Genomic DNA, 21,453 nt, shown 5'->3' with positions numbered 1-21,453 from the left:
GCGCGCGGCCGATTCAACAGAGACGAGAGTGCCGCGTTCGCATCAATCCTCGACGGAGCGCGTCCTGGCGTCTCCGTCGCCGACCTCTTCGGTGATGACCTGGAAGTCGACCAGCCGCGAACTGCCGAAGCTGGTGGTGATGGCGACGTCGGTCGCATCGCGCCCGGTCGCCATCAGGATGCGCCCGATCCTGGGTTTGTTGTGGCGGGCGTCGAAGGTGTACCAGTGTCCGCCGAGGTAGGCTTCGAACCAGCCGCTGAAGTCCATCGGGTTCGGATCAAGGGGCACCCCGATATCGCCCAGATATCCGGCGCAGTATCGTGCAGGAATGTTCATGCATCGGCACAGGGTGATTGCCAGATGCGCGAAGTCGCGACAGACGCCAGTGCGGTCGACGAAGCCGCCCGAGGAGGTGACGGTGACCATGACCTCCTCGCCGTCCTCGGCGCGGCGCTTTGGCAGCGGCTGGAGGGCGGCCCGCTCGGCGTCGATGCGCCGGCGGTTGCGGGCGTTGCGGCGGCCGACCAGGGCGTCGACGAAGCCGCGGTAGTCGGCGAGAGTGTCGAAGTCGCGGGAGCCGCGCAGCAGCAGGGCGTCCTCCAGAGCGCGCTTCAGGTGGCCATGGGCGGCCTCGATCGCACCGTTCTCGTGGGCGACGCCGCGGTTGTTGCGGCTGGCGGCCATGCCGTAGTGGTCGCAGAGCGTGGCGTAGCGGACGGTCCAGTCTTCGTCGACCTCCGGCGCGAGGTTGCGGAAGGCCGCCGAGAGACTGTCGCTGCGGTGCTCGCGCGGCGCGCCGCCGAGCGCCCAGAGCGCGTCCTGGAGACCCGCGGCGAGCGCCACGAAGCTCTCGCCGCCGAGCACGACATGGGCGTGCTCGAAGCCGCTGAAGGCGAGGCGGAAGTGATAGAGCCGGTGGGGCAGCGGCACGCCGGCGACGGTGACGCCAAGGTGGCCGAGGTCGGTGAAGTCCGACAGGCCGAGCCGCCCGGGCTCGTGGACCTGGCGGAAGATCACCTCGCGCTCGGGGCCGTGCAGCGCCCGCCACTGGCGGATGCGCCGCTCCAGCGTCCGCCGGATCCCGGCGCCGAGGTCGGGATGCCGGCGCAGCAGCTCCTCGAGCACGGCCACCGGACGCAGCCCCGGGCTCGCCTTGAGCATGGGGACGACCTCGGCGTCGAAGACTTCCGTCAGCGGATCGGGCCGCCGCCGCCCGCGCGGGCCACGCTTCTCCGAAGGCGGACGCGGGTCCTGCTCAATGCGGTAGCCGGTGGCCGGACTGAACCCGGCCCTGGCGGCGGCGACGGGTACCGGGGCGGTCGCGCGATAGGTCATGAAGAGCCTCATCTGGTGATCGGTCACGTGGCGGCCGGGCACGCGAGGCTCCTCCGAACTGGGAAAGCACCCGCATAGCCCTACCGGCTGCGATCACCACGCCGCCCCGCCCCAAGGCTGGCGCAGCGATGCTCGGGGGTCGGACCTACGGTCGGGCTACGCCCTACCTTCGGTCCGACCCCCGAGCATCGCTCTCACCCAGATTGTCGCCCCACTCGCACCCTGATCGACGCGCCGCAGGAGAGGATCCCGAGGGGCGCCTGCGCCTTCCGGTGACCCACCAGCCGCGATCGGCACGGCCCCGGCAACTCGTTGCCGGGGACAGCAGGCGGAAGCCTCGGCGGCCGGTGAAGACGGAGATCATCTCCGCCGCTCCTTTTCGGCGGCCAGCGCCTCAGCCCGGTTGGCGAAAACCCTCGCGGTGATCGCGTGCTCGCGCCGGGCGAACCGCGCCTGCCGCCAGGCGGCCCCGGCAAGCTCGCGCAAGTACGCGCTGTCGAACGCGTCGAGCAGCCCCCACCCCGGCTTCGGCGTCATCGCGCGGATCTCGGCTGCGGACAACCCGTCGAGGTTGGGCCCGTCGGTCACGGCGTCCGCCCGGTCGACCGGCAGAACGCCAACCACGACGCCCGCGTCCGCGCGGGCGAGACGATCCGTACGCATGTCGTTGCTCCCGCGGGGCAACCCGTTGGCCGCGAAGTAGACGGCGACAAAAGGCGCCTCTTTGCCCCCGCGGGGCAAAAGGCGGGCGTCGGCCGGCACATGTCACCGGAGCCACACCGCTGGCGGCGTTGCACGGCTCCGGGACGCTGAATTCACTGCAGGTTCAGCCGGCGCGCGACGGATCTGTGATCCGCTGCGGGTCTACGCGCCGCGCTCGAACAGCGTCAGCCGCTTGCCCCGGCGCGGCGTCCGCGGAGTCGGCGCCGGCGCGATGACGTCTACGGCTCCCCGCGCCTGCGCCGGGACCTCCTGCGCGACCTGGGCGGCCTTCTCCCGCGCCACCTGCGCCCTCCTGCGCGCGCCGCGGGCGGCGCTGGCGGCCTGCCTCCGGGCGGCGGCGATCTCGGGCGTGTCGGCGATGGGGATGGGGTCGAAGTCCTTCGGCGGGCGGCTGCGGCGGCGCTTCGGGGTGGCGGCGACCTCGACCTGGTCGGGATCTGCGACGACCCGCTCGACGCGATACTCGACCTGGCGCTCCCCCGACGACCTGGTGCGGGCGACGAAGTCATCGATCGCCTGGTCGACGATCGACGCGGCCGGCGCGGGTGAAGAAGCCCTCGTTGGTGCCGGCGCCGGCGATGTCATCCTGGTCGGCGATGTAGTCCTGTTTGTCGGCGGCACGCGGCGCAGACGCTCGGCGACGGGCAGGCGGGCAAACTCGACCTTCCCGTTCCTTGAGAGCCGCTGGTGCACCTTACCAACGCTGACCAGCCTCGCGCACAAGTAGGCCGGCACGTCGTCGGGCAGAACGTCGTTGCGCCGGTAGCTGCGCCCGAGCAGCGTGAACGCCCGGCGGACGACGAAGTCGATGCTGGTGAAGGCGGCCTCGGTCATCTTGTCGGGGCTGCATGATGCCGGTGTCCTCCAATTTCGCCGCCCCGGGGGCGGGCCCTGGGGCGGGCTGTGGGGCGCGTTGCGCGGCGTCCCGGGCGATGTGAGCCTGGACTCGGCCCAGGTGGCCCAGCGGTGCAGCGCGGCGGCCTGGCGGCGCTTGGACCAGGCGGCCCGCTGGCGCGCCTTGGCGACAAGCTCCCCGACGTGCTCGCCAGTGAACTCGTCGAAGAGGCCCGGCCCTGGACGCGGCGTCATCCTGCGGATCTCGGCCGCGGACAATCCGGCGAGCGCCTGGTCGTCGTCGGCGTAGATGATCGTCACGGCTTGACGCCCAGACGCCGGCATCGCTGGATCCATTCCGTCCGCGGGCTCCGACGCGCGGGCGGACGGTCGTACCAGCCGGTCGGGCGCTGGCGGTTGACGCGCTTGTCCCATAACTGCCCGCCGGGATATCTCCGCCGCCGGAGCGGCTCCGGGTCGGTCATCAAGTTAAGGATGAGTTCCTCGCGGGTAAGACCAAGGGGGTCGGGGAAGTCGTCGTCGTTCATGGCCGAATCATCGCGCGCGCGGCGACTCCCGTCAATCGGCACGAAATCGGGATCGTGGGAGCCGTTTACGCGCGATCAGGCGGGGCAAAGCCGGACCACCGGCGTGCCGCGAAGTCGGCCGGACCGCGATTGCCTGCCGATGCCAGCCCGGCGCCATGCGTTTTGCAGGCGCCGAACACGAAGCGCCCCCAGTGGGCAACGACCGGGGGATCGTCAACCTCGCTCCCTCGCCCGATCCTCCAGCAGCGTCAGGATCGTCTCGTCCCAGTGGACCTGGCCGAGTTCGCGCGTCACCCGCTCCTGCCATTCCGCCTGAACCCCGCGTCGAGGATCAGCTTCACCGCCCGGGCCGGGTGCGCCCGCGCCACGTCCTCGGCGGCGCTGGCCTCGGTACGGGCCGAACGCGAGATGCCGGCAGCCAGGCAGCGGCTCGCGGAGTCGGTCGGCGTAGAGGCCCTTCGGGTCGATCATTGGCGGCTCTCCTGGCTTCGGGCCGGGTGGGCCGGTTGGGCTGCCCCTGCACCACGATCCCCCACCATTTCCGCCGTCCAAAAAATGGTGGTGGTTCCTAACCGGCTTATTTTTTTTAATAATATCACCATACACACCATCTCCACCATTGAGAAGGAGGAAGGAAAGGGATATGCCTTTCTTTACAACCAGGCGTAGAGCGACAACGCCAGCCCGGCCTAAAGGTTGTAGAATCGGATCGGTGTTTTTAGTTCGTAGGAACAAAACACCATGCTGGAGCCGCATGGTGCTGCGGAGTTCAACCCGCGGGCGACTAAGAGGTTACCGGCTCGACCAACGCGAGAGTCTCCGTGGCGCTGGCGAAGGCCCCCGCCCGGTTTGCCTAGCCAAGCCATTCCCGACGCCCACCACGGCGCGTCGCCCACGCGGCCCGGCAGCGGTCAAGCGTCGCAAATCGCACCAGCCGCCCCCTGTCGTCGGTCCCGACGTCCCTGAGCATGACAGCGTCGCCCAGGGCGTCCTTGATCCTGCGAAAAAACCACTCGTAGGGTTGCGGGCGGGCCGTGCGCCGTCGGTTTGCGGCCTGGGCGTGCCAGCGCCTGTAGTGCTCGAAGACGTCCAGCTTCGCACCCTCGACCCGGTGCGCCTCCCACGCATCCCAGGGTGGCGCCTGGTCGCCTGCCTCCCCCCCGGCCCCGCGGGGACCGGAACCCGCGGCCGCGCGGGGGCCGTTCCCGGCGGGCTGCGCCGACCGCCAGAGCGACGCCTGTGCCGGTTCATCGGGAACGGCCCGCATCGGCCGCCAGCCGCTGGCGTCGTCGCGCGTCGGGCGCTCGCCGATCAGGCCGGAGTCGAGCACGTCGAGAAGCCAGGCGTCGACGTCCGTCGACGTCAGCGCCTTCTGCTCCGCTAGCCCGGCGGTGTCCGGGCGCTCCGATGTCGCATCGAACGCGCCGATGTCGAGCCGCAACAGGAAGCTCAGGAACGCGGCCTTCCCGTCGGCGCTTTCCGCCTCGGCGCGCAGCGCGTCGAAATAGGCCTTGTCGCCCCGGCGGGCGTTCGAGAACGACGGGACGAAAGCCCGCCGGTCCTGCTGCTCGATCTGCACGGCGCTCTGGTCGTTGGTGGCGATGATCACCTTGGTCCGGTTCGGCATCCAGACGGCGTCCTTGCCCTTCATCTCGATCTTGATCACCGGCTCGGTTATCCGGCCCTTCAGGGCCTGGGCCTGCCTGGGGTCGCCCGAGAACAGCGCCTCGTCGAGAAACGCAAAGGCTGCCGTCGCCAGGTGACCGGTGAACCGGCCCAGGAAGCTCTCGACGTCGAGCAAGTGCAGGCCATGCGCACCGAAGATATCGACCATCAACCTGCCGAAAACGCCCTTGCCGGTCCCGGGCTCGCCCAGCAGCACGACGGAGACCATGCCCGGGAGGCCGGGCTCCTGGACCCATCGGGCCAGAAGCCGCAGCAGGTAGCGGAACTCGGCGCGGTTTCCGCCGCAGATGACCTCGCGCAAGTGCCGAAGGGTGCGCCGGCATCCGGCGATCCCGGTGCGGTCGGTATCGACCGGCCAGCCGCGCCAGAGGTTCAGCACGCCCGCCGGCGTCGGCCCGTTGGCGATCATGTCGGTACCCTCAAGGTACTGCCGGCGCTTCGGGCTGCGGAACCACAGCGGGGCTACCTGGAGCCACATCTTGCCGATCTGTACCTGGACTGGCGCGAGCATGTCGAAGAACGCGCCCTTCTTCCGGGCGACCAGGAGTTCGCGCCCGTGCGACCGGCCGAACTCGGCGACGACGATGTCGGCGCCCAGGGCCAGCACGAAGTGCCGCTCGTTGATCCGGTCGAAGTGTTCGTCGAGTTCGCTGCGGGCCTGCTCGGTCCTCGCCTTGAACTCGTCCGCCGCGATCTTCCGCATCATCGCGCGCAGCACGGCGATCGTGGCCTTTCCGACGTGCGGCTTGAGCAGGCTGGCGGCCTGCTCCGCCCGGAGGGCCACGTCCTCTTTCGCGAGCCCGTGCCGGCCGGCGGCGCGGCACCACGCGGCGAACGCGGTCTTCACCTTCTCGTCGCTGCCCGCCGCCACCGGCGCGGCCCCTGCCGCCTCCGCGGCCTTCCAGAAGGCGTCGGGCGGCGGCCCCTTTGCGTCGTCGGGATGCAGCCTGTGCCTGGTCTGCGATCCGCTGTCGAAGACGAACGGCGTGCCGTCCGCATGCCAGCCGACGAAGGCGGCCCACGACGCGCTGTCACGGAAGGGCGCCTGGCAGCGGACGCGCCCGCCGCCCCGCGTCAGCCACAGGTCGGCGACGGCGACGGCGCCAGTCTTCGTCACGATCTTCGTGGCGAGGCGAAGCAGGGTGTCGGTCAGGATGAAGTCGGCTCCGCCGTCCCGGCGCTTCACCGCCTCATGCGCAATGCCGCGCTGGGTGCGGATGCGCTCGACGGATTCCAACTCGACCGGCAAGGTGAGCGCGGTGTCGAGGCGGATTCCGTCGCCGTCGCCGTCGGTATAAAGCTTCGTCCTGGCCACGGTCAGTCCCGGCCCGGACGTGGCGGGGCAGCCGTCGTAGACCAGCCGTTCCGCGCCGACGGCGGCACGATCCCAGATCGTCGTCGGCGTATGGCCGATGATGTCGCCGGCCTTCACGCCGTCGCCGCGATCGGCGCTCGCGCGGTTCGGGCGCATGCAGACGAGCCCGGCGTCGAGGGCGCGCATGAAGGCGTCCCGCGCGAACCGTTGAACATCTGCCGGATCCTCGACCTGGACGAAAATGTGAGTCGAGGCGCTGGCGAAGGGGACGTCGTCCACCAGCACGCGGCTCGACGTCGATGGGAGGATGATCTTTCCGGCCGCGGCGAAGCCCGGGATCACGGCCGCGACCTGGGCGATCCATTCATCGATTGTCCAGCTGGCCCATTCCGGAGGCGCGCCGGGCGGCACGTCGCGGTCGAACAGGATCCACGACGACGGCCGCATGTTCGCCTTCAACCGGCAGATCGCCGGCTGGCCGTCGACCGTGTGCCAGCCGGTCAGCTTGTCCTCGTCGGCGTCGGCATCGAGCCCGAGGGACTGCGCCATCCGCGCCAATGACAGGACGCGGAAGGCGCCTTTCGGCGCGTCGGCGGGATAGCCGAGAATCAGCGCCGCATCGACGTGCTGGCCGACGAGCCAGAGGAGCTTGGCGAGGGCGGCCTCGTCCGGGACGGGGACCACGATGGCGTGTCCCTCGACGAGCTTCGTCGCGCCGTCCTTCGTCACCGCGTCCTTCGTCAGGCGCGTGAACCGCTTGTTGAGCCGGCCCTGGTCGTTGACGACCAGCGTCACGGCGTCGGCGGGCCGGCCGCCTGTCCTGGGCTTCTGGTGGTAGGCCTCGACGATCGTGTCGAGCGTCGAGGCGCCCGCTTTCGGCTCAGGCGCGGCCATGGCGCGCTCCCGCCAGCCTGCCCCGTCGGGCTTGATCCCCGGAGTCCGGGGCGGTATTCTCAGCCAAGGACGGCCCTTTCGTAGCATGGGTGGCGCCGTCCTGTTCGGACCAGCGGCAGGTCGGTTCCCTTCCGGCCTGCCTGCCGATTATCACAGAACGCTCCACCAAGAGCCAGCGATCAGATCGCCTCTGGCGCGATTTGGCGTTCAACGCCAAAGTTGCCTCTGCCAAAAATCAAGTATTCTGCCCTTGACTAAAACCATCGTTGCTCGCCCTCAGGTTTTATTTTGTCAGGGGAAGACCGCCTGAAATACCAGATTTAGGTTAAACGAACGCCTGTTTGTCGCAGTACGGATCGGCGGGAAGACACTCAACTGCGGCGAAGCGAGTTTTTCGTGGACAGCCGGTCAGGCGCAGGGGCGGGCGGCTCCCCGGCCGGACGGTCCGGGCCTCTGTCCGCCCCGGTTTCCGCCATCGTAGCCCTCCAAATGACACCGGACGGGCGCCGCAGCGCAGGCCCGTCCGCGCGGCGCGTTGAACACGCCAGGCTATTTGCCGGCGGACGACGGATCCATTGTCCGTTACGGCTCGATACGGCAGTCACCACGCCGCCGCCCTGAGCGCCCTGTCGAGCGCATCGACCTGCGCGATCAGCCGGTCGATCTCCGCCAAAGCGTCGGCATGCTGGACGAACTTCGCGCCGCCGCCGAAGCCGACCAACGGCTCCCTGGTCGCGTCGAGCGCACGCCGGACGGCGCCGAGTCGGCTCCTGGCCGTCGCGGCGACCGCTGCGCTCGCCGTCCGGACGCCGGTCACGGCGGAGGTCGCGCCGTGGCCCTTGAGTGCGCTGACCTTCGGGCTGGTCATAGGCGGTGGACCGCCTCAACCCACGCCTCGCCGAGGGCCATCATGAAGTCGGCGGCCACGTGCTTGCTCGCTCTCGTCCAGGCCGGCGACAGTTTCCGCCCACGCCGCGAAGATGGCGCGGGGGCTGGTCTCGTCGCCGGCGTGCTGGGCGGCAAAGGTCAACAGGCTCCGGGCAAGATCGCTCACCTGGGCAGATGCCGCCTCCGAGAGCGTGTGATCGACGTCCGCGACCGTGCGCTCGTCGACGTCCGCGGCCTTGTGCTCGTCCCCGTCCCAGGCGGAGGCCTCCTCCCACGCCGCGAGGATGGCGCTGCGATCGGTCTCACCGGCGGCGTGCCGGGCGGCGGCGAAGGCCAGCAGGTCTTCGCATTCTTCGAGGATCCTGGCCTGGAGCCGGGCCTGGAGCCATGCCGGCATGTCGTCGGTCGAGTCGTTGGTCATGTCGTCTCCTTTGCCGCCCGTGCGGCGTTGCTGCGCGCAATCCATTCGCACGCCGTGGCGTCGTCGCCGGCGCGCAGCACCGTCCTCGGCGTGCCGGACGCCAGCAGGGCGACGATCTCCGCGCGCGTCGCCTCCTTGCGTGAGCGCGGCCTGACGGCGACGACGGTGTCGACCCGCAATGCCCCCTCGTCCGCGTCGAACGAGCAGCGCGCCATTCCCCGACCGCCGACCGGCACGAGCAGTTCGTCGCCGAAGCCGCCCTGCATTGCCGCGGCGACGATCCACCACAGCATCCGCTGTGCAAACGATCCGAACAACCCGGCGGAGGTGAGGCCCAGCCGTTCGAGGCTGCGCGCAACGGCGTGACGCGCGGCGTAGGTCACAGGCCGGCCGCGGATCGGGCCGCCGAGCAGTTCCCACGCGCTGTGGCAGACCGCCGCCATCGTCAGGGCGACGTGGACCGCGTCCGCGCCTGGCCGGTGGCGATGACGGTGACGGTGCACAGGACGCCTGCGCGGGGCTCGTAGAGATGTGCGAGCACGACCTCGCGCATGCCGGCGACCAACTGCCGCGCGAGGCGCTGCGCCCCGACCCCGGGCTTGCCCGGCAACCCGCGCCTGCTGCTTGCCGGGCGTGACGCCAGCCTGGCGAACCGCGCGGTCATTGCACCGATGTCCCTGTTGGCGAACCTGTGCGCGGTGTCCGCATCGAGGCGGACGCCCTCGGCGAGGCGGAACGGGGCGTGGGCGGTCATGCGTCACCCGGGGACGTTACGTCGGCGTTACGTAACGCCTTGACACGGTCGCGGTGGCGCTGTTGCCGCAGCGCGCCCGGGGAGACCAACTGCTCGACAACCGGCGGGTCCGCGGGTCCGGCGATCGCCTCGTAGCTCAAGGGCTCCATCATCGCCTCGACGGTCGGCAGGGCGGCGATGAAGGCCCGCGCCGCCTCGGACTCCAACGCGTCGACGGCGATACGCGTCAGCGCCTCGACGGTGGAGGTTTCGACCGCCAGGATGGCCGCCCGTTCCAACGCCTCTATCCTGGTCTGGGCCACCCGGCGCAGTTCGCTGCGGCGCTTGCCCACGGCGTTGTCATATCCGTTGTGACGCCAGCCAAGCGAGAGCCCGGGAGCGAACCTTGCCGGGATGCCGAGTTCCTGGCACCGGACCGCGATGGTCGCGCTGGCCTTCGCCACCACGGCCGCCGCCTCGCGCTGCGCCTCTTCCCAGACGGCGTCGTCGTCGAAGCTGAACTCACTCGCCAGGGTGTTTTCAAAGTCAGCGAGCAGTTCGGCCGAGCGCACGGCCGCCGCGGACTTCTGCACTTTCTCGCGGGCACGCAGGATCCGGCGGAGTTCCTCGCGCTCGGCCTTGGTCATTTGCGCGGTCATGGCGCCCCCCGACGCGCCGGTTCCTCGGCCGTGCTGCCGAAGCCCGGGCCGGCGAGGCGCTCGTCGAGCCAGGCGTCGAGCAGGTCGAGCGGGTAGACGACGGCCCGCGCGTTCAGCCTGAGATAAGCCGGGCCGCCGCCGCGGGTGCGCATGGCCGCGAGCGTCGAGGGCCGCATCGCGACGCCCCGCGCCCGGATCCGCGCCGCCGCGTCGGCCGCGTTCACCACGAGCCGCCCAGGCATGCGCTCGGCCGCCGCCTGCTGCTCCGTCCTCGCCAGGCCAGCCTTCCGCCCGCCCTGCGCCCGCCTGACCTGCCGGCCCGACTGGTCGTCACTCTCCGTTCGCATGGATAACGCCCTCCGCTCTTCGGTGATCGAAAGCGGATAGCACCAAAACGGTGGCAGTCAAGTGTAGAAAAGCCGGCCACGATAGCCGGTAGACGGCGACGTATGCGGTTAAATCCGGCTATTCTGACGAGACTATTTTCTGCCCTTGACATTGCCCCTGACATTGCCCTTGACTATTACCATAACGTTACGCGGAATTTATTGCGCTCGGACGTGTCAGCGATCTACCTTGCTCCCGCGGGGCAAGGTTCGTCTTTCAGGCGGCGTGGGCGTTAAAATGTGACGGCGACGAGCAGGTTGCGCCCGCGGCACGGCGGAGGGATGACACGGGGCGTGGCGTGGCTTGGCCAGGCAACGCTGTCGTGGACCGGCGGGAGGGCGGAGTTTCGGCTCCGCCCGTCCTTCGCCTTAGCCGGCCTGGGTGAGCGGGACGACGTTGCTGGCCTTCGGGTCGAGGATTTCCTGCAACGTCGAGTTCCATAAAGCCGCCGCCTTCCGCATCGCGGCGACTCTGCGGCTGACCTGATAGGTGCCGTGGACGCCGCCGCGCTTGTGCATCAGCCACAAATCGAATGCGGCCTCGTCGAGCGTTTCGGCGGCGTCGCCGGTCAGCGTCGCCGCGGTTCTCCGCAAATCGTGGATCTGCCAGCCGTGGACGCTCGCCGCCTTGTCGAGCCTCGCCTTAAATCCGGAGGTCATCCGGTCGACGCCCGGAAACGCCCTCGCGTCGGCGGGCTTGCCCTGCACGCGGTCGCGGAGGACCTCGGCGGCAAGCGCGGTCAGCGGAAGCACCCAGGCGTCGCGGGACTTGTTCCCTTCGATCGTCTCGTCGATCTTCAACGTCATCTTGTCGAGATCGACGTCGCCGACCTGCATGCCCAGCGTGATCGAAAGCCGCACGGGCTGGGCTAGGAGGAACCTGACGACCTGGCCCGCCTCACCGAGGTCGCCCGCGGCCGTCCAGATGCGCCGCACTTCCTCGGGCGACAGGCAGCGCGTTCTCTTTTCGCTGCCCGCCGGCGCTTTTAGGTGCATCAGCGGGTTGTCGTCGCGGACGCCCGTACCCACGGCGTGGCCGATGACGCGCCGCGCCGCGCCGTAAATGCGTTTCCGTGATTCCGGCGCGAGGTGGCCTACGGCGGCCTGCAGCGCCCTGCCGTGGGCGATGGTCACGTCGGCGACCTTCAGGCTGCCGAAGGCGATCTTGCCCGCGCCCTCGCCGATCTCGACCGCCAGCGCCCGTCGGACGTCGCCGGCCTCGCTTCCCGCACCGCGGCGGCTCGGCGCACGCTTCTGCGTCGGCAGGGCTCCGTCGGCATGCAGGGCGACGTAGCGATCCGCGACGACGCCGACGCTCACCGCGGCTGCCGCCAGGGCCGCCGCCTTCGCCTTGGCCGCTTCCTTCGCCGCCACCGGGTCGATCCCGGCCATGAAGGCGACCCGCTGTTTCTCGGCGGCGGCGCGCGCCTCGGCGGCGGTCATCGCCGCGGCGTCGCCGAGGACGACGGTCCTGCGGGTCACGGTTCCCGCGACGCGGTTGACATAGACGTAGGTCTTCGAGCCCGAGGCGTAGCACCTCAGGGCGAAGCCCTTGAGCAGGTCATCGCGGACGATCAACTCCCGCGCCCCCTCTGGCAGCTTCGCGGTCCTGGCGGTGGCGGCGCCGATCCTCGCGCGGATGGCGGCAGTGGCGGTCATGGCTTCGGGCTCCCGTAAATTCTGCGGTGACTCTGCGGTGACAAATCAAGGGTGAAATCGCCCCCGGGTCGGCACCGGTTGACGGCCGGAAAATAGGTCTTTATTGTCAAGGAAGCAATAGGTTATCGGTCGACTATCGATGCTATGAGCTTGAGTTCGTTGGGGCGTCCGGGCGGATTGCAAATCCGTGCACACCGGTTCGATTCCGGTCGTCGCCTCCAGCGGTCCCCCCGCCGAAGGAGCCTCCGCGTGAGCGGTCCCGCCGCGATCGTCTTCGATGTCGGCAACGTGCTGCTGCGCTGGGAGCCGCGGGCGCTGCTGCGGCGGCTGCTGCCCGACGAGGCGGCGGTCGACGCCTTCCTCGCCGACACCGACTTTCCAGCGTGGAACCTCGCCCAGGACGCCGGGCGGAGCTGGGCCGAGGGCGTCGCCGCCATCGCGGCCGGGCAGCCCCGCCATGCCGCGACCGCGGCGGCGTTCGACGCGCGCTGGATCGAGTCGATCACCGGCGAGGTCCCGGGGTCGGTCGCGCTCCTCGAGGCGCTCGACGCCGCGGGCCGGCCGCTCTACGCGATCACCAACTACTCCGCCGAGAAATGGGCCGAGACGCTGCCGCGCCACGCCTTCCTCGGCCGTTTCCGCGACGTCGTCGTCTCCGGGCGCGAGCGGATGACCAAGCCCGACCCGGCGATCTTCCGGCTGTTCCTTGAGCGCAACGGCCTCGCGGCGGCCGACTGCGTGTTCATCGACGATTCCGCCGCCAACGTCGCCGGGGCCCGCGCCGTCGGCATGGACGCGATCCATTTCGTCGATGCCCCGGCCCTCGCCGAGGCGCTGCGCACGCGGGGCCTGCTGCCGTGACGGCTCCGGGCCTCGCTACGGGTCCGGAGCGAGGTCGCGCTGCATGAAGGTGAGGAAGCCGGCCATCTCGGCGTCCGTCTCGTAGTAGGGGGCGATGCGGCGGAAGCCGAGGCTCGCATAGAGCGCCTTCGCCTCGTGCTGGAGCGCGCCGGTGTCGAGGCGCATCGCGCGGTAGCCCGCCGCCTCCGCCTCGGCGATCAGCCGCAGGCACAGGGCGCGGCCCAAGCCGCGGCCCTGCGCCTCGGGCGGCAGGAACATCCGCTTCATCTCGCAGACGCCGTCGCCGAGGTCGCGCAGGGCGACGCAGCCGGCCGGCGCCCCGTCGGCCAGCGCGAGCAGCAGCCGGCCGCGCGGCGGCGCGTAGGCGCCGGGCAGGCCGGCCAGCTCGGCCTCGAAGACGGCCGGGTCGAAGTAGCGGTCGATCAGGTGACGCCAGGCGGCGTGGCGCACCCATTGCCATTCGACGAAGCGGCGCATGAGGTCGCGCACGGCGTCGAGCGCCTGCGGGTCGGCGTCGCGGTCGAGGGAGAGGATCCGGGGCTCGGGCATGGGCGCGTCCTGCTGCGGGCGAGCCAAGCATAGCACGGGCCGGCGTCTCGTGGCGCCGGCCTCAGCCCTCCCGGGCCAGCGCGGCGAGGCGCGGGCCAAGGCCGGCGCCGGTCAGACGGACCCGCTTCACCCGGGCGCGCTCGCCGGCGACGAGCGCGACGTCGCGTTTCGGCAGGTCGAGCGCCTCGGCGAGGAAGGCGACGAGCGCGGCGTTGGCGGCGCCGTCCACCGGCGGGGCCGGCACCCGGATGCGCAGGCAGGGCCCGCCGGCCTCCGCGCGCACCCCCTCGACCCGCGCCGCCCCGCCCCGCGGCGTGAGCCGCACGGCCAGCTCGACGCCGCCGGGAACCTCGCGCCAGGGGAGGCCGGCGCTCACCCGCGCCGGCGGCGGCCCTCGCGGCGGCCGCGGGCGCCGTCGGCGGGGGCGCCGTCGTCGCCCTCGGCGGCGGGCGGCTTGTTGGCGCGGATCCACTCCGCGCCCCAGGGGTCGTTGTTCATCAGGAAGTTGGCGGCGCGGATCGCCTCCATCTCCTGCGGGCGGACCGGGTTCATGATGGCGCTGGTCATGCCGGAGGCGATCGCCATCGGCAGGAAGGCGGCGTTGATGCCGTGGCGGTTCGGCAGGCCGAAGGAGATGTTCGAGGCGCCGCAGGTGGTGTTGACGCCAAGCTCCTCGCGCAGCCGGCGTACGAGCGCGAAGACCTGGAGGCCCGCCGTGCCCATGGCGCCGATCGGCATGACCAGCGGGTCGACCACGATGTCGTGGGCCGGGATGCCGAAGTCGGCGGCGCGCTCGACGATCTTCTTCGCCACGGCGAAGCGGACGTCGGGGTCCTCGGAAATGCCGGTGTCGTCGTTGGAGATGGCGACGACGGGGACGTTGTACTTCTTGACCAGCGGCAGGACCAGCTCGAGGCGCTCCTCCTCGCCGGTGACCGAGTTGAGGAGCGGGCGGCCCTGCGCGGCCTCCAGCCCGTTCTTCAGCGCGCCGGGGACCGAGCTGTCGATGCAGAGCGGCACGTCCACGACCGCCTGGATGCGGGCGACCAGCTCGGGCATCAGCGTCGGCTCGACGAAGTTGTTGTCGGCGTAGCGCGGATCCTCGGCCATCTTGTTGGTGAAGACGGCGCCGGAGTTGACGTCGAGGACGGCGGCCCCGCAGGCGACCTGCTCGATGGCGTCGGCCTCGACGGTGGTGAAGTCGCCGGCCTCGAGCTCGGCGGCGAGCTTCTTGCGCCCGGTGGGGTTGATGCGCTCGCCGATGACGCAGAACGGCTGGTCGAAGCCGATGACGACGGTCTTCGACCGGGATTCGACGGTGGTTCGGGTCATGCGACTGTGGCCTTCAACGTGGCGAGGGCGGCCGCGAGGGCCGGGGCGGTGAAGTCGGGTATGGCGTGATGCGCGCCGGCCTGCAACAGCTCCGCCGCGGCGAGGCCGGTCGTCATGCCGAAGGTGAGCGCCCCGGCGGCGCGGGCGGCGCGGATGCCGGAGCGGCTGTCCTCGAAGGCGACCGAGCGCGAGGGCGTCGCCCCGAGCCGGCGCATCGCCTCGACGTAGGGCGCCGGATCGGGCTTCGGGCGGACGCATTCCTCGGCGACGACAAGCTCCGGCAGCCGGCCGTCGAGGCCCGCCGCCGCGAGCATGGCGAGCGCGTTGGCGCGCGGCGCGTTGGTGACGACCGCCGTGCGGGCGCCGTTCGCCCCGGCCCAGTCGAGGAGCGCGGCGACGCCGGAGACGGGCTCGACCCGCGCGCCCAGCCGCGCGCGGAACAGCGCCTCCTTGCGGTCGACGCGGGCATGGCCCTGCGGGTCGCCGGGAAAGAGCCAGCCGGCGATCTCGGCGTTGGGCTGGCCCATGATCCGCGCCTTGTAGTCCGCCATCGGGATCGGCGCGCGGCCGGCCTCCACGAGCACGTCGCAGAAGGCGGCGTGGTGCAGGTGGTCGCTGTCGACGAGCGTGCCGTCGAGGTCGAGGAGCAGCGCGATCATGGCTGCGGCGCGGCGGTCAGGCCCTGGCGCGGCGCGGGACCGAGGCCGAGGTGGCGTAGCCCGCCGCCGGGGCGATGCCGCCGAGCGGGAAGACATGCGCCGCCTCGACCTGGAACTCCGGGTTGGCCGCCTTCTCCGTGGCCAGCGCCGCCAGCACCTCGGTCGGCTCGAAGGGCGCGACGAGCTTCGTCAGGTCGGCCGCCCGCCGCTGCAGCACCCGCAGCGACGGCCCGACGCCGCAGGCCATGGCGAACTTGATCAGCGTCTGCAGCTTGGCCGGCCCGGCGACGCCGACATGGACGGGCAGCCCGATCCCCGCCTCGCGCAGCCGCCCCGCCCAGGCGATCACCGGGGCCGCCTCGAACACGAACTGCGTCACGATCGCCATCGCCGCGTCGGTCTCGGCCGCAAACCCCGCCTTGGCGCGCAGCGCCGCCATCGCGGTCGCCTCGCCGCCGGGGATGTCGGCGTTGCCCTCGGGGTGGCCGGCGACATGGATGCGCCGGAAGCCGCGGGCGTCGAAGAGCCCGGTCTCCAGCATCGCCATCGTCTCGGCGTAGGGCCCGCGCGCCACGTCGATCCCGCCGGCGATGGCGAGCGCCCCGGTCGCGCCGGCGTCGGCGTAGAGCGCCAGCCGCCGGTCGAGCGCCGCGCGGCTCTCCACCCCCCGCGCCGGCACGTGCGGCATCGGCTCGAAGCCCTCGTCGGCCAGCCGGCGGATCGTGGCGGCCATCTCGGCCTCGTCGGTCGCGCCGTCGATATGGGCGACGTAGACCCGGGTCCCCTGCGGCAGCAGCGCGCGGAAGTCCTCGACCTTGGCGGCGGTCCGCGGCATCACCTCGATCGAGAAGCCGGCGAGCAGCCCGGCGAGGTCGTGCTCCGGCTGCGCGGGCGCGGCCTGCCGGCGGACGAAGTTCAGGATGCTCGCCATCTCGGTCGCTCCAGCTCTCGGGGTCTTCGGCCTCAGCCCTCGCGGGCCGCCCGGCCGTCGTTCGCGATCAGCTCGCGAAGCGCATCCGGTGTATACAGCGCCTCCAGCCGCGCCGCTTCGCCGGAAGCGACATCTGCCGCTTCGCCATCGACACCGTAGGGCTCGCCCTTGCGCCATTCGGCGAGGTAGGCGTCGGCGTCGCGCGCGCCGACCCGCATGGCGCAGCGGTCGATCGCCTGCTCGAATCGCTCCGGCAGCTGCACCTTGGCGGCGCGCCGGCCGCTGCCGACGATCACCTGCGCCGGGATGTCGCGCCAGTAGACGATGGTCACATCGGGCATTGTCGGAAACTCCTCTCCCGCGTCCGCGAGATAATCGTTGCGGGACGGCCGTTCCAGCGGTATCGTCCCCCTCGCAAACTTCATTGTCGGTTCGGACCGGTGCACCATGACCAAGACCTCCAGGGCTCTCCCGAGCCTGTCGTTCGAATTCTTTCCCCCGCACACTCCTGAAGGCTCGCTCCGCCTCTGGCGCTCCGTCGAGCGTCTGGCGCCGCTCGGGCCGAAGTTCGTCTCCGTCACCTACGGGGCCGGCGGCACGACGCGCGACCGCACGATCGCGGCGATCCAGACCATCGTCGAGCGCGCGCGGCTCAACGTCGCGGGGCACCTGACCTGCGTCGGCGCCAGCCGCGAGGAGACGCTGGAGGTGGCGCGCAACTACGCCCGGCTCGGCGTGCGCCGCATCGTGGCGCTGCGCGGCGATCCGCCCAAGGGGGCGACCCGCTTCGAGCCGCACCCGGACGGCTTCGCCTCGGCGGCCGAGCTCGTCGCGGCGCTGCGCGCGGCCGGCGATTTCGACATCGCGGTCGCCGCCTATCCGGAGAAGCACCCCGAGGCCGCGAGCCTCGGCGCCGACATCGACAACCTCAAGCGCAAGGTCGACGCCGGCGCCTCCTCGGCGCTGACGCAGTTCTTCTTCGACGTCGAGGATTTCCTGCGCTTCCGCGACGCCTGCGCGGCGGCGGGGATTTCGGCGCCGATCCAGCCGGGCATCCTGCCGGTCGAGAACTTCGCCAAGATGACGAACTTCGCGGCGCGCTGCCAGGCGCGGGTGCCGGTCTGGATGCGCAAGGCCTTCGAGCGGGCGGAGACCGCGGAGGACGCCTATCTCCTCTCCGTCTCGATCGCCTGCGACCAGTGCGACGCGCTGATCGCCGAGGGCGTGGAGCATCTCCACCTCTACACGCTCAACAATCCCGACCTGACCTTCGACGTCGCCCAGGCGCTCGGCTACGCCGCGCAGCCGCTCGCCGTCGCGGCGGGGCAGGGCGTGGCGTGATCGCCTGACTGACTTCCCGCGGCTTCGGATTTCCCGAGCGGGAAGGTCTCTCCCGCGACGCCTGCCGGGTGACATGCGCATGTCGCCCGGCTCGACGTGGTGCGGCACGGGCGGGGGCGGCGGAACCTCGAAGTGAGTTGAGCGGCGCCGCGAAATGCGGCGCTGCCAACGATGCAATGATTTTCACCGTTCATACTCAAAATATTTCGAAATATATTTGCGCGCAAGTTGGGTTCACGCTGTAAGACGTGCGCCAGCTTTTGTGGGTCAACACTTTGGCCCTTCATTCGGAAGGCCGGCGCGGCCCGCTCGGCCATCTCACGGACACGCCGACCCCCGCAACGGCCCCGCCGTCCCGGGACCTTTGCATTTATTTCGCGCACGCACCCTTCCGGTTGCTATGGCTGCGCCCATCATGTAACCTTTCCTTAACGCTGCGGGAATCCCCGCACACACGGCATCGACAGAGATATGGCGCAGGACTCGCACGAGGCTGCGCAGGAAACCATCGAGGTGGCGCTGCCGCGCCATGACCGGCGGCCTGCGCAGGCTGAACCGGAGCTGTTTGCGGCCCTCGATCTGGGCACGAACAGCTGTCGAATGCTCATCGCCACCCCCGACGGCGGGCATTTCCGCGTCGTCGACGCCTTCGCGAAATCCGTCCGCCTCGGCGTCGGGCTGGAGCGCACCGGCCATCTCTCGCGCGGCGCCATCGCCCGCACCCTCCAGGCCCTCGACATCTGCGCCGACAAGCTGCGCCGCTATGGCGTCAGCAACGCCCGGCTCGTCGCCACCGAGGCCTGCCGGCGCGCCAAGAACGGCAACTACTTCCTCGCCATGGTCGCCCGCGAGACCGGGCTGCGGCTCGAGGTGATCCGCCCCGAGGAGGAGGCGCGCCTCGCGGTGATCTCCTGCGCGCCGCTGGTCGCGCCGGAGAGCGAGCAGGTCCTCGTCTTCGACATCGGCGGCGGCTCGACCGAGCTGGTCTGGATCGACCTCGCGGAGGTCGATCCCGAGGAACGCGCGCAGGCGATCGTCAACCTCGAGCTGAAGGGCCGCGCCTCGCGGTCGGGCGCGGCGCGGGTCGTCGACTTCATCTCGGTGCCGCTCGGCGTGGCGACGCTGCACGACCGCTTCGCCGACGTCGAGGACGACGCGGCGCGCTTCGCGCTGATGTCGTGGTATTTCGAGGAGCAGCTCGGCGAGTTCGGCCCCTACGCCGAGCCGCCGGAATGCGCCGCGGGCGCGTTCCAGATGATCGGCACCTCGGGCACGGTCACCACCGTCGGCGCCGCCCATCTCGGCCTGCGTCGCTACGACCGGCGCAAGGTCGATGGCATGACGCTCTCGACCCAGGCGATCGACGCGGTGATCCAGCGCTTCCTGCGCCTCGGCCCGGACGGAAGGCGCAACGACGCCGGCCTCGGGCGCGACCGCTGCGAGCTGATCATGTCGGGGGCGGCGATCCTTCAGACCTTGCTGCGCGTCTGGCCGACCGACGCGATCCGCGTCGCCGATCGCGGCCTGCGCGAGGGGATGCTGTTCCAGATGATGAGCGCCAAGGGCGTCTTCGTCGCCCAGCCGACGCATCCCGGTCCCGCCGACGCGCCTCCGGCGCTGTCGTGACGCCCCCGGGCGGGGCGGGAGCCGGCGGGGCGGGTTCGGGAGGCGCAGGGTCCGGGCGCGGCCGGCGCGCGCTGCGGGTCCGGGTCAAGACCGCCAAGGGCCGCAAGCTCAGCTCGACCCGCTGGCTGGAGCGCCAGCTCAACGACCCTTACGTGCAGCGCGCCCGCGCCGAGGGCTATCGCGGCCGCGCCGCCTACAAGCTGATCGAGATCGACGACAAGCATCGCCTGCTGAAGCCGGGCGCCCGGGTGGTGGATCTCGGCGCCGCGCCGGGCGGCTGGACGCAGGTCGCGGTGGCGCGGACCAACGCCCTCGGCCAGCGCCCGGACCGCCCCGTGGGGCGGGTGATCGGGCTCGATCTCCAGGCGATCGAGGCGATCCAGGGGGCGGAGCTGCGCGAGATGGACTTCCTCGCCGAGGACGCCGAGGCGGCGACGCTCGCCTGGCTCGGCGAGCCGGCCGACGTGGTGCTCTCCGACATGGCCGCGGCGGCGTCGGGGCATCCGCATACCGACTACCTGCGGATCGTGGGGCTCTGCGAGGCGGCGGCCGACTTCGCCGCGGCGGCGTTGCGGCCCGGCGGCGCCTTCGTCGCCAAGGTGCTCGGCGGCGGCGCCGACCCGGCGCTGGTGGCGCGGCTCCAGCGGGAATACGCCAGGGTCGTCCACGTGAAGCCGCCGGCGAGCCGCAAGGACTCGTCGGAGAAATACGTGGTCGCGACCGGCTTCCGCGGCGCCGTCCACAGGCCGCCTCACGAAGAATCAATAACTTAGCGAATTTTCACGCGTGAACAGCCCCGCGTTCTCACGGCTGCGTCACTGGACAACCGGGCTCCGGGCCCCGACATTCGCGGTCGAGATCCGGCCCGGAGCCCGACCATGAAGAGCCCTCTCGTCGCCGCGCTGGCCGCCGCCGTGCTCGCGGGCTGCGGCCCGACCTACGAGATCGCGCAGGGGGGCGGGGCGGCCCCCGCCCCGCAGGCCCCGCTCCCCGCCGCCCGCCGCAGCGTCGCCGCCGGGGCCGCCGACTACCGCGCCGCCTCGATCCGCATCGAGCGCGAGGCCCAGCTGATGTGCCGCGACGCCCAGCCGAACGCCCCGTCGAAATACTGCGACTACCAGTTCCGCCTCGTCGACGATCCCCGCATCGGCCCGAACGCCTTCCAGACCATGGGCCCGGACGGCCGCCCGGTGGTGGTGATGACCACCCAGCTCGTCGCGGTGACCGACAACGCCGACGAGATCGCCTTCATCCTCGGCCACGAGGCCGGCCACCACATCGCCAACCACATCGCCAAGAGCCAGACCCAGGCCATGACCGGCGCCCTCGTCCTCGGCACGCTGGCGACCCTCGGCAACGCCTCGCCCGAGGTGGTGAACGACATGATGAACGTCGGCGCGAGCCTCGGCGGCCGCGCCTACAGCCAGAGCTACGAGCTCGAGGCCGACGTCCTCGGCGCCTACATCGCCGCCCGCGCCGGCTACGACCCCGAGCGCGGCTCCAAGGTCTTCGCCCGCCCCGCCCTCGCCGCCGGCGGCGGCATGCTCTCCACCCACCCGGCCTCGGCGCAGCGCCAGACCACCGTGGCGCAGACCTCGGCCGAGATTCGCCGCCAGCAGGCCGCCGGCCAGACCCCGAGCCCCTCCAAGGCCGCCCACGGCGCCTGGTTCTGAGGCCCCGCCGCAACGAAACCACCCGAAGCCACGGCCGGGCGGCGGAAACGGCCCGCTTTCGCGCGTTTTCCGCATGAATCCGGCCTGCGCGAAGAATCTGCCGCGACCCGGCTTTTTGTCTCTTGCGCCCCCGGAGGCCGCCCCCTAAATAGCGCTCCACCGCAGCGGACGGGTCGCAAGACGAAACGCCGGGGCGGGGCAAATCGGGAAGCAAGGCGGTCCGGATCGCTTCACAAGAGAAGCGGGAAGGGCAGTCGTCGCGCCTCGGTTTGGGCTCTTTGAAGTTTGATATCGATTGAAGGGATATGTGGGCGGTCTGGGTCGTTGATCGACGTTGGATTGTTTGCATATCGGCCCGTTAGGCGAGAGCCGATGATACGGGTGTCAGCTTCACCGTTTG

The 21,453-nt window shown here is 71.1% G+C and carries 23 protein-coding genes and 2 pseudogenes; 5 read left to right on the top strand and 20 right to left on the bottom strand.

Annotated features, from left to right (window positions below; translation table 11 throughout):
* Nucleotides 1–42: 42 nt before the first annotated feature.
* The 14 genes and pseudogenes from KBB57_RS12250 to KBB57_RS12185 form a co-directional block, all read right to left on the bottom strand.
* Nucleotides 43–381, bottom strand: a pseudogene (locus KBB57_RS12250) (transglutaminase family protein); the annotation flags it as partial.
* A 15-nt stretch (nt 382–396) separates the two neighbouring features.
* Nucleotides 397–1,347, bottom strand: a pseudogene (gene istA, locus KBB57_RS12245) (IS21 family transposase); the annotation flags it as partial.
* Between the two features lie 348 nt (nt 1,348–1,695).
* Nucleotides 1,696–1,998 (bottom strand): hypothetical protein, encoded by a 303-nt coding sequence (locus KBB57_RS12240; RefSeq protein WP_290750480.1) that lies wholly within the window; start codon nt 1,996–1,998, stop codon nt 1,696–1,698.
* A gap of 201 nt (nt 1,999–2,199) precedes the next feature.
* Nucleotides 2,200–3,213, bottom strand: a complete 1,014-nt coding sequence (locus KBB57_RS12235) for a hypothetical protein (protein ID WP_290750478.1) — start codon at nt 3,211–3,213, stop codon at nt 2,200–2,202.
* Nucleotides 3,210–3,440 carry a hypothetical protein gene (locus KBB57_RS12230; protein WP_290750476.1) on the bottom strand — a complete coding sequence of 77 codons (231 nt, stop codon included), beginning with the start codon at nt 3,438–3,440 and terminating at the stop codon, nt 3,210–3,212. The genes KBB57_RS12235 and KBB57_RS12230 overlap by 4 nt, the downstream gene beginning before the upstream one ends.
* A gap of 213 nt (nt 3,441–3,653) precedes the next feature.
* Nucleotides 3,654–3,911, bottom strand: coding sequence for a hypothetical protein (locus tag KBB57_RS12225; RefSeq protein ID WP_290750473.1), 258 nt, complete (start codon nt 3,909–3,911; stop codon nt 3,654–3,656).
* A 382-nt stretch (nt 3,912–4,293) separates the two neighbouring features.
* Nucleotides 4,294–7,335, bottom strand: a complete 3,042-nt coding sequence (locus KBB57_RS12220) for a primase-helicase family protein (RefSeq protein WP_290750469.1) — start codon at nt 7,333–7,335, stop codon at nt 4,294–4,296.
* Nucleotides 7,336–7,936: 601 nt separating this feature from the next.
* Complete coding sequence (locus KBB57_RS12215; RefSeq protein ID WP_290750466.1) at nt 7,937–8,203, bottom strand: hypothetical protein; 267 nt, start codon at nt 8,201–8,203, stop codon at nt 7,937–7,939.
* A gap of 15 nt (nt 8,204–8,218) precedes the next feature.
* Nucleotides 8,219–8,644: a hypothetical protein gene (locus KBB57_RS12210; RefSeq protein WP_290750463.1), complete on the bottom strand. Its 426-nt coding sequence runs from the start codon at nt 8,642–8,644 to the stop codon at nt 8,219–8,221.
* A complete protein-coding gene (locus KBB57_RS12205) occupies nt 8,641–9,087 on the bottom strand; it encodes a hypothetical protein (protein ID WP_290750460.1) in 447 nt (148 codons plus the stop codon). Before KBB57_RS12205 ends, KBB57_RS12210 begins: the two co-directional genes overlap by 4 nt.
* A 2-nt stretch (nt 9,088–9,089) precedes the next feature.
* Nucleotides 9,090–9,398: a hypothetical protein gene (locus KBB57_RS12200; protein WP_290750458.1), complete on the bottom strand. Its 309-nt coding sequence runs from the start codon at nt 9,396–9,398 to the stop codon at nt 9,090–9,092.
* Nucleotides 9,395–10,024 (bottom strand): hypothetical protein, encoded by a 630-nt coding sequence (locus KBB57_RS12195; protein WP_290750456.1) that lies wholly within the window; start codon nt 10,022–10,024, stop codon nt 9,395–9,397. Before KBB57_RS12195 ends, KBB57_RS12200 begins: the two co-directional genes overlap by 4 nt.
* Before the next feature lie 8 nt (nt 10,025–10,032).
* Nucleotides 10,033–10,383, bottom strand: coding sequence for a hypothetical protein (locus tag KBB57_RS12190; protein ID WP_290750453.1), 351 nt, complete (start codon nt 10,381–10,383; stop codon nt 10,033–10,035).
* Nucleotides 10,384–10,791: 408 nt separating this feature from the next.
* A complete protein-coding gene (locus tag KBB57_RS12185) occupies nt 10,792–12,081 on the bottom strand; it encodes an integrase arm-type DNA-binding domain-containing protein (protein WP_290750450.1) in 1,290 nt (429 codons plus the stop codon).
* A 249-nt stretch (nt 12,082–12,330) separates the two neighbouring features.
* Here KBB57_RS12185 and KBB57_RS12180 point away from each other — a divergent pair, with 249 nt between their 5' ends.
* On the top strand, nt 12,331–12,942 hold the full coding sequence (locus tag KBB57_RS12180; RefSeq protein ID WP_290750447.1) for an HAD family phosphatase: 612 nt from the start codon (nt 12,331–12,333) through the stop codon (nt 12,940–12,942).
* Between the two features lie 15 nt (nt 12,943–12,957).
* Here KBB57_RS12180 and KBB57_RS12175 read toward each other — a convergent pair whose 3' ends face one another.
* The 6 genes from KBB57_RS12175 to KBB57_RS12150 all read right to left on the bottom strand — a co-directional run bounded on the left by KBB57_RS12175 (nt 12,958) and on the right by KBB57_RS12150 (nt 16,754).
* Nucleotides 12,958–13,491 (bottom strand): GNAT family N-acetyltransferase, encoded by a 534-nt coding sequence (locus KBB57_RS12175; RefSeq protein WP_290750445.1) that lies wholly within the window; start codon nt 13,489–13,491, stop codon nt 12,958–12,960.
* 61 nt (nt 13,492–13,552) lie between these two features.
* Entirely contained in the window at nt 13,553–13,867 is a 315-nt protein-coding gene (locus tag KBB57_RS12170) for a DUF167 domain-containing protein (protein WP_290750442.1), read from the bottom strand.
* Complete coding sequence (locus KBB57_RS12165) at nt 13,864–14,823, bottom strand: methyltetrahydrofolate cobalamin methyltransferase (protein ID WP_290750440.1); 960 nt, start codon at nt 14,821–14,823, stop codon at nt 13,864–13,866. Before KBB57_RS12165 ends, KBB57_RS12170 begins: the two co-directional genes overlap by 4 nt.
* Nucleotides 14,820–15,482: an HAD family phosphatase gene (locus KBB57_RS12160; protein ID WP_290750439.1), complete on the bottom strand. Its 663-nt coding sequence runs from the start codon at nt 15,480–15,482 to the stop codon at nt 14,820–14,822. Before KBB57_RS12160 ends, KBB57_RS12165 begins: the two co-directional genes overlap by 4 nt.
* Nucleotides 15,483–15,498: 16 nt before the next feature.
* Nucleotides 15,499–16,413: a methylenetetrahydrofolate reductase gene (locus tag KBB57_RS12155; protein ID WP_290750436.1), complete on the bottom strand. Its 915-nt coding sequence runs from the start codon at nt 16,411–16,413 to the stop codon at nt 15,499–15,501.
* Nucleotides 16,414–16,445: 32 nt separating this feature from the next.
* Entirely contained in the window at nt 16,446–16,754 is a 309-nt protein-coding gene (locus KBB57_RS12150; RefSeq protein WP_290750434.1) for a virulence factor, read from the bottom strand.
* A 106-nt stretch (nt 16,755–16,860) separates the two neighbouring features.
* Here KBB57_RS12150 and metF point away from each other — a divergent pair, with 106 nt between their 5' ends.
* From metF to KBB57_RS12130, 4 genes are all read left to right on the top strand, one after another.
* Nucleotides 16,861–17,754, top strand: a complete 894-nt coding sequence (metF, locus tag KBB57_RS12145) for a methylenetetrahydrofolate reductase [NAD(P)H] (protein WP_290750432.1) — start codon at nt 16,861–16,863, stop codon at nt 17,752–17,754.
* A gap of 471 nt (nt 17,755–18,225) precedes the next feature.
* A complete protein-coding gene (locus KBB57_RS12140; RefSeq protein ID WP_290750430.1) occupies nt 18,226–19,380 on the top strand; it encodes a Ppx/GppA phosphatase family protein in 1,155 nt (384 codons plus the stop codon).
* Complete coding sequence (locus KBB57_RS12135) at nt 19,377–20,153, top strand: RlmE family RNA methyltransferase (protein ID WP_290750428.1); 777 nt, start codon at nt 19,377–19,379, stop codon at nt 20,151–20,153. The genes KBB57_RS12140 and KBB57_RS12135 overlap by 4 nt, the downstream gene beginning before the upstream one ends.
* A 105-nt stretch (nt 20,154–20,258) precedes the next feature.
* Complete coding sequence (locus KBB57_RS12130) at nt 20,259–21,053, top strand: M48 family metalloprotease (RefSeq protein ID WP_290750424.1); 795 nt, start codon at nt 20,259–20,261, stop codon at nt 21,051–21,053.
* Nucleotides 21,054–21,453 lie beyond the last annotated feature (400 nt).

It is taken from the genome of Amaricoccus sp., assembly GCF_017993425.1.
Taxonomy (GTDB): domain Bacteria; phylum Pseudomonadota; class Alphaproteobacteria; order Rhodobacterales; family Rhodobacteraceae; genus Amaricoccus.
Note: the sequence above shows the minus strand (reverse complement) of the source record. Positions and strands in the feature narration are given on the sequence as shown.

Bases quoted from the DNA above. Each gene is read 5' to 3' on its own strand.
- KBB57_RS12240 (WP_290750480.1), bottom strand. From the start codon at position 1,998: ATGCGTACGGATCGTCTCGCCCGCGCGGACGCGGGCGTCGTGGTTGGC.
- KBB57_RS12230 (WP_290750476.1), bottom strand. From the start codon at position 3,440: ATGAACGACGACGACTTCCCCGACCCCCTTGGTCTTACCCGCGAGGAA.
- KBB57_RS12225 (WP_290750473.1), bottom strand. From the start codon at position 3,911: ATGATCGACCCGAAGGGCCTCTACGCCGACCGACTCCGCGAGCCGCTG.
- KBB57_RS12220 (WP_290750469.1), bottom strand. From the start codon at position 7,335: ATGGCCGCGCCTGAGCCGAAAGCGGGCGCCTCGACGCTCGACACGATC.
- KBB57_RS12215 (WP_290750466.1), bottom strand. From the start codon at position 8,203: ATGACCAGCCCGAAGGTCAGCGCACTCAAGGGCCACGGCGCGACCTCC.
- KBB57_RS12210 (WP_290750463.1), bottom strand. From the start codon at position 8,644: ATGACCAACGACTCGACCGACGACATGCCGGCATGGCTCCAGGCCCGG.
- KBB57_RS12205 (WP_290750460.1), bottom strand. From the start codon at position 9,087: ATGGCGGCGGTCTGCCACAGCGCGTGGGAACTGCTCGGCGGCCCGATC.
- KBB57_RS12200 (WP_290750458.1), bottom strand. From the start codon at position 9,398: ATGACCGCCCACGCCCCGTTCCGCCTCGCCGAGGGCGTCCGCCTCGAT.
- KBB57_RS12195 (WP_290750456.1), bottom strand. From the start codon at position 10,024: ATGACCAAGGCCGAGCGCGAGGAACTCCGCCGGATCCTGCGTGCCCGC.
- KBB57_RS12190 (WP_290750453.1), bottom strand. From the start codon at position 10,383: ATGCGAACGGAGAGTGACGACCAGTCGGGCCGGCAGGTCAGGCGGGCG.
- KBB57_RS12185 (WP_290750450.1), bottom strand. From the start codon at position 12,081: ATGACCGCCACTGCCGCCATCCGCGCGAGGATCGGCGCCGCCACCGCC.
- KBB57_RS12175 (WP_290750445.1), bottom strand. From the start codon at position 13,491: ATGCCCGAGCCCCGGATCCTCTCCCTCGACCGCGACGCCGACCCGCAG.
- KBB57_RS12165 (WP_290750440.1), bottom strand. From the start codon at position 14,823: ATGACCCGAACCACCGTCGAATCCCGGTCGAAGACCGTCGTCATCGGC.
- KBB57_RS12160 (WP_290750439.1), bottom strand. From the start codon at position 15,482: ATGATCGCGCTGCTCCTCGACCTCGACGGCACGCTCGTCGACAGCGAC.
- KBB57_RS12155 (WP_290750436.1), bottom strand. From the start codon at position 16,413: ATGGCGAGCATCCTGAACTTCGTCCGCCGGCAGGCCGCGCCCGCGCAG.
- KBB57_RS12150 (WP_290750434.1), bottom strand. From the start codon at position 16,754: ATGCCCGATGTGACCATCGTCTACTGGCGCGACATCCCGGCGCAGGTG.
- metF (WP_290750432.1), top strand. From the start codon at position 16,861: ATGACCAAGACCTCCAGGGCTCTCCCGAGCCTGTCGTTCGAATTCTTT.
- KBB57_RS12140 (WP_290750430.1), top strand. From the start codon at position 18,226: ATGGCGCAGGACTCGCACGAGGCTGCGCAGGAAACCATCGAGGTGGCG.
- KBB57_RS12130 (WP_290750424.1), top strand. From the start codon at position 20,259: ATGAAGAGCCCTCTCGTCGCCGCGCTGGCCGCCGCCGTGCTCGCGGGC.